General features: G+C 60.2%; 6 protein-coding genes. 3 read left to right on the top strand and 3 right to left on the bottom strand.

What is annotated here, in order from left to right; all coding sequences use genetic code 11:
* Nucleotides 1–44 precede the first annotated feature (44 nt).
* Together mutM and QMX84_RS25090 are read right to left on the bottom strand one after the other, a co-directional pair.
* Nucleotides 45–857: a bifunctional DNA-formamidopyrimidine glycosylase/DNA-(apurinic or apyrimidinic site) lyase gene (mutM, locus tag QMX84_RS25095; protein ID WP_048385129.1), complete on the bottom strand. Its 813-nt coding sequence runs from the start codon at nucleotides 855–857 to the stop codon at nucleotides 45–47.
* Nucleotides 858–1,670 carry an HDOD domain-containing protein gene (locus tag QMX84_RS25090; protein ID WP_262125094.1) on the bottom strand — a complete coding sequence of 271 codons (813 nt, stop codon included), beginning with the start codon at nucleotides 1,668–1,670 and terminating at the stop codon, nucleotides 858–860.
* Nucleotides 1,671–1,871: 201 nt separating this feature from the next.
* Here QMX84_RS25090 and QMX84_RS25085 point away from each other — a divergent pair, with 201 nt between their 5' ends.
* On the top strand, nucleotides 1,872–3,068 hold the full coding sequence (locus QMX84_RS25085; protein ID WP_282365056.1) for a class I SAM-dependent rRNA methyltransferase: 1,197 nt from the start codon (nucleotides 1,872–1,874) through the stop codon (nucleotides 3,066–3,068).
* A 102-nt stretch (nucleotides 3,069–3,170) separates the two neighbouring features.
* Here QMX84_RS25085 and QMX84_RS25080 read toward each other — a convergent pair whose 3' ends face one another.
* Nucleotides 3,171–4,856: a DUF4153 domain-containing protein gene (locus QMX84_RS25080; RefSeq protein WP_282365055.1), complete on the bottom strand. Its 1,686-nt coding sequence runs from the start codon at nucleotides 4,854–4,856 to the stop codon at nucleotides 3,171–3,173.
* 272 nt (nucleotides 4,857–5,128) lie between these two features.
* Between QMX84_RS25080 and QMX84_RS25075 the strand changes: the two genes are divergently transcribed.
* Together QMX84_RS25075 and ilvD are read left to right on the top strand one after the other, a co-directional pair.
* Nucleotides 5,129–6,268 carry an MFS transporter gene (locus tag QMX84_RS25075; protein WP_282365057.1) on the top strand — a complete coding sequence of 380 codons (1,140 nt, stop codon included), beginning with the start codon at nucleotides 5,129–5,131 and terminating at the stop codon, nucleotides 6,266–6,268.
* Nucleotides 6,269–6,495: 227 nt separating this feature from the next.
* A complete protein-coding gene (ilvD, locus tag QMX84_RS25070) occupies nucleotides 6,496–8,343 on the top strand; it encodes a dihydroxy-acid dehydratase (RefSeq protein WP_282365054.1) in 1,848 nt (615 codons plus the stop codon).
* Nucleotides 8,344–8,502: the final 159 nt, after the last annotated feature.

Below are 8,502 nucleotides of genomic sequence, written 5' to 3'. Positions count from 1 at the left end.
AATCAAAAGATCGCGAGGCAAGCTCGCTCCTACAGGGTTTTGGGTTACTTCTGGCAGCGCGGGCAGAACACGCTGGCTCGCTGGCCCAGTTTGACCTCGCGCAGTTCGGTGCCGCACACCTTGCACGCCTCGTAAGCACGGCCGTACACGAACAGTTCCTGCTGGAAGTAACCCGGCTGGCCGTCACCGCCGATAAAGTCGCGCAGCGTGGTGCCGCCCCGCTCTATCGCCGCCGCCAGAATCCGCTTGATCTCAATCGCCAGCTTTAAATAACGCGCCCGCGAAATGCTCCCAGCCTCGCGGCGCGGGTCAATGCCTGCGGCAAACAACGCTTCTGTCGCATAGATATTGCCCACGCCCACCACCACGGCGTTGTCCATGATGAAAGGCTTGACCGCCATCGAACGCTTGCGCGACAACTGAAACAACCGCTCGCCATCAAACAGGTCGGTTAACGGCTCCGGCCCCAGCTTGATCAGCAGTTCGTGGTTGAGCGGGTCAAGGCTCCAAAGCATCGCGCCAAAGCGCCGCGGGTCGGTGTAGCGTAAAGCCAGGCCCGATTCCAGCTCAATGTCGACGTGCTCATGCTTGAGCGCCGGCAGGCCCGCCTCGACCAGACGCAAATTGCCCGACATGCCCAAGTGACTGATCAACGTCCCGACTTCGGCATTGATCAGCAAATACTTGGCGCGGCGCTCAACCTGCACGATTTTTTGCCCCGACAAACGCACATCCAGGTCTTCGGGGATCGGCCAGCGCAAACGCCGGTCACGCACGATGACCCGGCTGACCCGCTGCCCTTCAAGGTGCGGGGCAATGCCCCGGCGGGTGGTTTCGACTTCTGGTAATTCAGGCATCTAGTCAGCCCCTAACTCGCGGATACTTTCTTTCACGTTCTCAAAGTCATACTCGGACAAACCAATGTAGTCCAGCACCAGATGGCTGATGCTGTTCCATTCATGGTCTTCACGCTGGTTGCCGAGGACCTTGGACGACGCACAGATATGCTCAGCCATTTTCAGCACCGCCAGCAGATTTTTCAGCGGGCCGTTGCGCGAGGACTCGTCGCTGAAAATCGCCAGCGCATTGTGGTGGTTGGCAATCGCTTCGGTCAGGTGCCCCGGCAAGCGCCAGGATTTGGCCGTGTAGTAGCCGACCACCGCGTGGTTGGTGTTGAAGTGGCGGTTTTCAGTGTCGACCACGCGACGGCCAGGGCCTGCGTTGGCGTAGCCCTGTTCCAGCACATGCATGTAATCGGGGAAGCGCTTGAGCATCAGCGGGATGCCGCAATCGTGAAACAAGCCTAGCGCATAGGCTTCATCGGGCGCCGACATGCCGGTGCGCTTGGCCAGGCTCAGGCTGGTCATGGCAACGTCCTGGGCGGTGTCCCAGAAACGGTTGAGGGTGACGATGGTGTCGTCACCCATCTCGCCCTTGATCGACTGCGCATTGATCAGGTTGATGACAGTGCGGCTGCCCAGCAGCGTGACTGCGCGACGAATTGAAGCGATTTTGTTGGTCAGGCCGTAGTACGGCGAGTTGACGATTTTCAGCAGCGCGCCCGACAAGCCAGGGTCCTGAGCGATCAAGCGCGCAATCACCTCAAGGTCCGGGTCCGGCATGTACTGCTCCATCTGCAAATCCACCATGATTTGCGGTTGAGGCGGCACGCTGATGCCTTGCAAAGCCTGACTGATCTGTTGCGATGAAAGCTCTGGGGGCATGTCTGCACACTCTGGAATAGGCGGCGATTCTAGCGGAATTTTCTGCGCGGATGGGCACGCGATCCGACGCAATACCGCGAATCAACCAAGCTTGCAGGCAGCGTCTAAGGCTATAATCGCGCCCTTTTCAATACCCGGAGCGACTTCATGTCCCTGCCAAGCCTGCGCCTTAAAGCCAATGCCGATCGACGCCTGCGCGCCGGCCACTTGTGGGTCTACAGCAACGAAATTGATGTAGCCACCACCCCGCTTAACGGCTTTAAAGCCGGTGACCAAGCGCTGCTCGAAACCGCAGGTGGCAAGCCGCTGGGCATCGTGGCCATGAGCCCGAACAACCTGATCTGCGCGCGCGTGCTGTCGCGTGACATCAAGCTGCCCTTGGACAAGTCGCTGCTGGTTCACCGCCTCAACATGGCCCTGTCCCTGCGTGACCGTCTGTTCGACAAGCCTTACTACCGCCTGGTGTTCGGCGATTCCGACATGCTGCCAGGCCTGGTGGTTGACCGTTTCGGCGACATCCTGGTGGTGCAGCTGGCCTCTGCCACCATGGAACGCCACAAAGACGACGTGGTTGCAGCGCTGGTTCAAGTGCTCAAGCCACGCGGCATCCTGTTCAAGAACGACTCGGCAGCCCGCGATGCAGAAGGCCTTGAGCGTTACGTCGAAACCGTCTTCGGTCTGGTACCGGAGTGGGTGGCCCTGGAAGAAAACGGCGTCAAGTTCGAAGCACCGGTCATGGAAGGCCAGAAAACCGGCTGGTTCTACGACCACCGCATGAACCGCGCGCGTTTGGCCCCGTACGTCAAAGGCAAAAAAGTCCTCGACCTGTTCAGCTACATCGGTGGTTGGGGCGTACAGGCAGCGGCGTTCGGCGCCAGCGAAGTGATCTGTGTCGATGCCTCGGGGTTCGCCCTGGACGGCGTTGATCGCAATGCCGCGTTGAACGACGTGGCCGATAAAGTCACCAGCATGGAAGGCGACGTGTTCGAAGCCCTGCGCGAGCTCAAAGCCAGCGAAGAGCGCTTTGACGTGATCGTGGCGGACCCGCCTGCCTTCATCAAACGCAAAAAAGACCTGAAAAACGGCGAAGCGGCTTACCGCCGTCTCAACGAGCAAGCCATGCGTTTGCTCAACAAAGACGGGATTCTGGTCAGCGCGTCGTGCTCGATGCACTTGCCTGAAGACGATCTGCAAAACATCCTGCTGACCAGCGCCCGCCATCTGGACCGCAACATCCAGATGCTCGAACGCGGTGGCCAGGGCCCGGATCACCCGGTGCACCCGGCGATTGTCGAAACCCGCTATATCAAGAGCATCACCTGCCGTTTGCTGCCTAACACCTAAGGCGCATTAAACCTGTAGCCGCTGCCGAAGGCTGCGATAAGGTCCGAAGGGCCTTCAGGACTGCTTCGCAGTCCATCGCAGCCTGCGGCAGCGGCTACACGGTCATTCTGGCTGCTCCCGCGGGCTCAGCACCGCACCGCCGATCTGCAACGACAGGTAACGCGGTTTCACCAGTTGGACTTCCCCTTCGCGAATCTTCTTGATCAATTCAAGCGGGTTATCGTCCATTTCATACAACCCGGCACGCAGCCACTTGCCCTGGGCATTGCGCTTGAAAAAGTACAGCGGGCCCGGCCATTCCTGCTTGGGCAACTGCAGCACTTCAAGCTGCCCGTCCTGATCCAGATCGACAGCCCACATCGCACACCCCGGATACCGGCACAGATGGCCAGCCATGCCCAGCGCATCGAACTGCTCGCTGCCGTCCACGCCAGGGCCGATCCACTCCAGTAACCGATCGTTCTGCGCCGCCCCGGCCCGGCCGATCTCGACCTCCTTGAGCCGCTTCAGCAGCACCGCCCGCGCAGGCTCGGTCAGCACCTCACCGCGCTCGACTTGCCCCAGCAACGTTTCATACGCCTGCATGCCCGGCGCACCCAAGCGAAAGCGCAAGGTGTCGGCATCAAAGGTCTCAACCGGGGTTTTGCCATTAAGTACGCGCTGTACCTGGTTCTGCGCACTGAACTTCAATGGGCTGAACCACGGCGTATGAATGCCCAGCAACAGCACCACGCACGCCAGCGCGATCCACGGGTTGCTGACCCGCAAACTGCCCAGCCAGGTCGATTTCGAGGCAAACACGGCCCACACCGCCGCCACACAATGGGCAAACACCACCAGCACCAGCAACATCGCCAGCACACGGCTTGGGGTCAGGCCGTATTGCTCAATGCGTAACCAGCTCGAATACCCGGCCAGCACCACCAGCACCGGCAAACACAGCAGGCACAGATCCACCATGCGCACGAGCCACAGCGGGTAGCCGCTGCTTTGATGACCGTCCTGGAACACGCCGTTGAGCAAGAACAGGTTGGCCGCTACCAGGCACACCATGATCGGCGTCGAATAGCCGGTGTCCCAAATCGGCGCCAGGCCGCTGAACGGCAAGGTAAACGTGAACACAATGGCGATCATTGAACTCAGCGGCAGCAAAAAGCGGCACAGCGTGAGCAAGATGCCGCGCAAAAGACCAATCACCCGGTCGTTATCGCGGCCCATTTGCAGCCCCAGGGCAAACACCACCGCCGAGCTGACACAGACAAAACCATCGCTAAAAAACAATTTGTTCAGCGCCACGATGCCGAGCATTTTGAACAAGCTGCCCCACAACAGCAGCAACGCCCAAAACACCGCATTCAGCAGCAAGCCCAGCAACACGATAAACACCGTGTCCCAGGCATGCCGGAACAAATCTTCATAGCGCGGCATGCGCCCTTCACGGGTCGGCCAACTCAAGATAAACGCCGTACAAATGTAGGCAATGACCACGGCAAAGCAGGACCAGCTACCGCTCATCCAGTGGCTGTAAAGCCAGGTTTCGCTGTACTTCCAGAACACCCAGGCGCTGATCGCCGTCATCACGCCGGTCAAGCCCAACACCAGCCAGACAGCGCCTCGCTGACGCACGTTGTCGCCCAGCAGCAACAGGTTGATCCCGCCCACCAGCACGGCGGTCACCAGCGCGTATTTGATGCCCGGCTCGGCAATGTCACTGGCCAGCCACAGTAAAAGCCCTTGCACCAGGCCAATGGCCAGACACCCATAAACGGATCGATTAAGGGTCAGCATTCAACATCCTTATTCATAGAAAGCGTTCGCCACTGTAGTCCCTGAGTGTAGTCACGCCCAGAGACGGGGGTAAAACCCGGCATGGCCGGCCTAGAGCGCGGCGACGCAGAGAAAAGTTTTTTCTTACAGAAATACAAGTACCGGCCTACTCAGGACATCGTTGTAAAACCAGCACCGGCGCAGAACACTGCCCGCCCTGATTAACACCGGACACATCAGTGCAACCGCCCACGGACACCCCTGCAAAACCCCGCGCAACCATTGCCTTGTTGATGACAATGACCCTGCTCGCCGTCTTCCCGCTGGACGTGGTGCTGCCCTCCTTCCCGGCCCTGTCCAGCCACTTTCGCACTACACCGTCCGACGTCGCGCAGTCGGTGAGTATTTTCGCCATCGGCCTGGCCGTGTCGCTGCTGCTGATCGGGCCTTTGTCCGATATGTTTGGGCGCAAAAAGTTGCTGCTGACTGGCATTGCCCTCGCGACCATCGGCGCAACGGGCTGCCTGTTTGCCATGGATTTCGCCTGGTTCATGTTTTTCCGCGTGGTCCAGGCCGTCGGCTGCGGTGCATTTGCCCTGTCACAAGCGCTGATCCAGGACGTGTTCGCAGGTCGCGAGCTGGAGCGCATCCGGATCTGGATGGCCACCGGCGGCGGGATCTTCATTTCCTGCTCCCCCTTGGTCGGCACCTGGCTGCAACTGTACCTGGGCTGGCAAGGCAGCTTTTATGTGTTCATCGCCCTGGCGGTGGTGGTCTGGTGCTGGTCACTGCACCTGCTGCCCGAGTCTCGCAGCCGCCACAGGCCGTCAGCACGGCAGTTTTTCGCCGGGTATTGGCGGCTGTTTTCTGATATCCGCTTCGTCGGTTACTGGCTGATTTCTGCCCTGGCCTTTGCCTGCCACTTCTCGTTTATCGTCCTGTCGCCGCTGATTTTCATGGAGCATCTGCAGCTCTCGGCCTACCAGTTTGCCTGGGCCTTGCTGCTGTATGGCGCGGCGTATGTGGTCGGCGGCGTGATGGCCAGCGTGCTGCACCGCAAGCTCGCCAGCGAGACACAAATTACTGCCGGCCTGTGGCTCATCGCCGCTTCCGGGCTGGTGATGCTGGGGCTTACCTGGCAATTTGGCGTGTCTGCCATCACGGTGCTGATCCCCATGCTTATCTGCACCGCAGGCACCACCATTTGCAGGCCCATCGCCAACTCCAAAGCCATGAGCCTCTACCCGCAACTCGCGGGCACATCGACCTCCGCAGGCAGCCTGCTGATTTTCATGTGCGGCGGCCTGATCAGCCTGGTGATCAACCTGGCCGACGATCACCTCACCAGCACCCTGGCCGTGTGCTTTTTGATCCTGAGCGCCATCGCGCTCGGTTTGAATCGGCTGATCCGCGAGCGGGCGCTCGTCCCGTAGCCGCTATCTTCACGGTTTGGACCATTCCCTCCCACCGCCAGCCGTGTAGAATCGACGCATTCATCGCCAATCATCCCCGGCGGGTTTATGAGCTCAAGCCCAAGCGTGCGGCGATCCCGCAGCGTTCACGGCAACTAGTGGATACGTGGTCATTTTCTGTGTGATCCCCTAGCGATTAGAAGCTCACTTCCCTGTTTGTTACCTGATTAGCCGCCCGGAGCTGTTCCATGCCTGACTATCGTTCCAAGACCTCCACCCACGGCCGCAATATGGCCGGCGCCCGCGCACTGTGGCGCGCCACGGGGATGAAAGATGCCGACTTCAAAAAGCCGATCATCGCCATTGCCAACTCCTTTACTCAGTTCGTACCCGGCCACGTCCACCTCAAGGACATGGGCCAACTGGTGGCCCGCGAGATCGAACGGGCTGGCGGCGTTGCCAAAGAATTCAACACCATCGCCGTAGACGACGGCATCGCCATGGGCCATGACGGCATGCTGTATTCGCTGCCGAGCCGCGAGATCATCGCCGACGCCGTCGAGTACATGGTCAACGCCCACTGCGCCGACGCCATTGTGTGTATTTCCAACTGCGACAAAATCACCCCTGGCATGCTGATGGCCGCACTGCGCCTCAACATCCCGGTGATTTTCGTGTCGGGCGGGCCCATGGAAGCGGGCAAAACCAAGCTCGCCAGCCACGGCCTCGACCTGGTCGATGCCATGGTCATCGCCGCCGACTCCAGCGCTTCTGACGAGAAGGTTGCCGAGTACGAACGCAGCGCCTGCCCAACCTGCGGTTCGTGCTCCGGCATGTTCACCGCCAACTCCATGAACTGCCTGACCGAAGCCCTGGGCCTGGCCCTGCCGGGCAACGGTTCGACCCTGGCGACCCACAGCGACCGCGAGCAACTGTTCCTGCAGGCAGGTCGCACCATCGTCGACCTGTGCCGCCAGTACTACGTCGAAAACGACGAATCGGTATTGCCGCGCAACATCGCCAACTTCAAGGCGTTCGAAAACGCCATGACGCTGGACATCGCCATGGGCGGCTCGACCAACACCATCCTGCACTTGCTGGCCGCGGCCCAAGAGGCCGAGATCGACTTCGACCTCAAAGACATCGACCGCCTGTCGCGCCATGTGCCGCAGCTGTGCAAAGTGGCGCCGAACATCCAGAAGTACCACATGGAAGACGTTCACCGCGCTGGCGGCATTTTCTCCATCCTCGGTTCGCTGGCCCGTGGCGGCTTGCTGCACACCGACTTGCCGACCGTACACAGCAAGACATTGGCCGAAGGCATCGCCAAGTGGGACATCACCCAGACCGACGACGAAGCCGTGCACACGTTCTTCCGTGCAGGCCCTGCCGGTATCCCGACGCAGACCGCGTTCAGCCAGTCGACCCGCTGGGACACCCTGGACGACGACCGTGAACACGGCTGCATCCGCAGTGTCGAGCACGCCTACTCGCAAGAAGGCGGCCTGGCCGTGCTGTACGGCAACATCGCGCTGGACGGTTGCGTGGTAAAAACCGCCGGTGTTGACGAGTCGATCCACGTGTTTGAAGGCAACGCCAAGATCTTTGAAAGCCAGGACAGCGCCGTGCGCGGCATTCTGGCTGACGAAGTAAAGGCCGGTGACATCGTGATCATCCGTTACGAAGGCCCCAAAGGCGGCCCGGGCATGCAAGAGATGCTGTATCCGACGTCGTACCTGAAATCCAAAGGCCTGGGCAAAGCCTGCGCCCTGCTGACCGACGGCCGTTTCTCGGGCGGCACCTCGGGCCTGTCCATCGGCCACGCTTCGCCAGAAGCCGCCGCCGGTGGTGCGATTGGTCTGGTGCAAGATGGCGACAAAGTGCTGATCGACATTCCGAACCGCTCGATCAACCTGTTGGTCAGCGACGAAGAACTGGCGGCACGCCGTGTTGAGCAGGACAAAAAAGGCTGGAAGCCGGTTGAAGTCCGCCCACGCAAAGTCACCACCGCCCTCAAGGCCTACGCCTTGCTGGCCACCAGCGCCGACAAGGGCGCGGTGCGTGATAAGGCGCTGCTGGACAAATTGGTGCCATAAGCCAACGCGTTATACAAAAATCCCGGCCATGTGCCGGGATTTTTTGTGCCACACCGCCCCTGTAGGAGCGAGCTTGCCTCGCGAGCTTTAAAAAGATCAAAAGATCGCGAGGCAAGCTCGCTCCTACAACAGAGCGGTACTGAATTTCATCGGGTTTGA

This window comes from Pseudomonas sp. PS01297, from assembly GCF_029959305.1.
GTDB lineage: Bacteria > Pseudomonadota > Gammaproteobacteria > Pseudomonadales > Pseudomonadaceae > Aquipseudomonas > Aquipseudomonas helleri.
The sequence above is the reverse complement of the archived record's forward strand: the minus strand, read 5'-3'. Positions and strand labels throughout refer to the sequence as shown.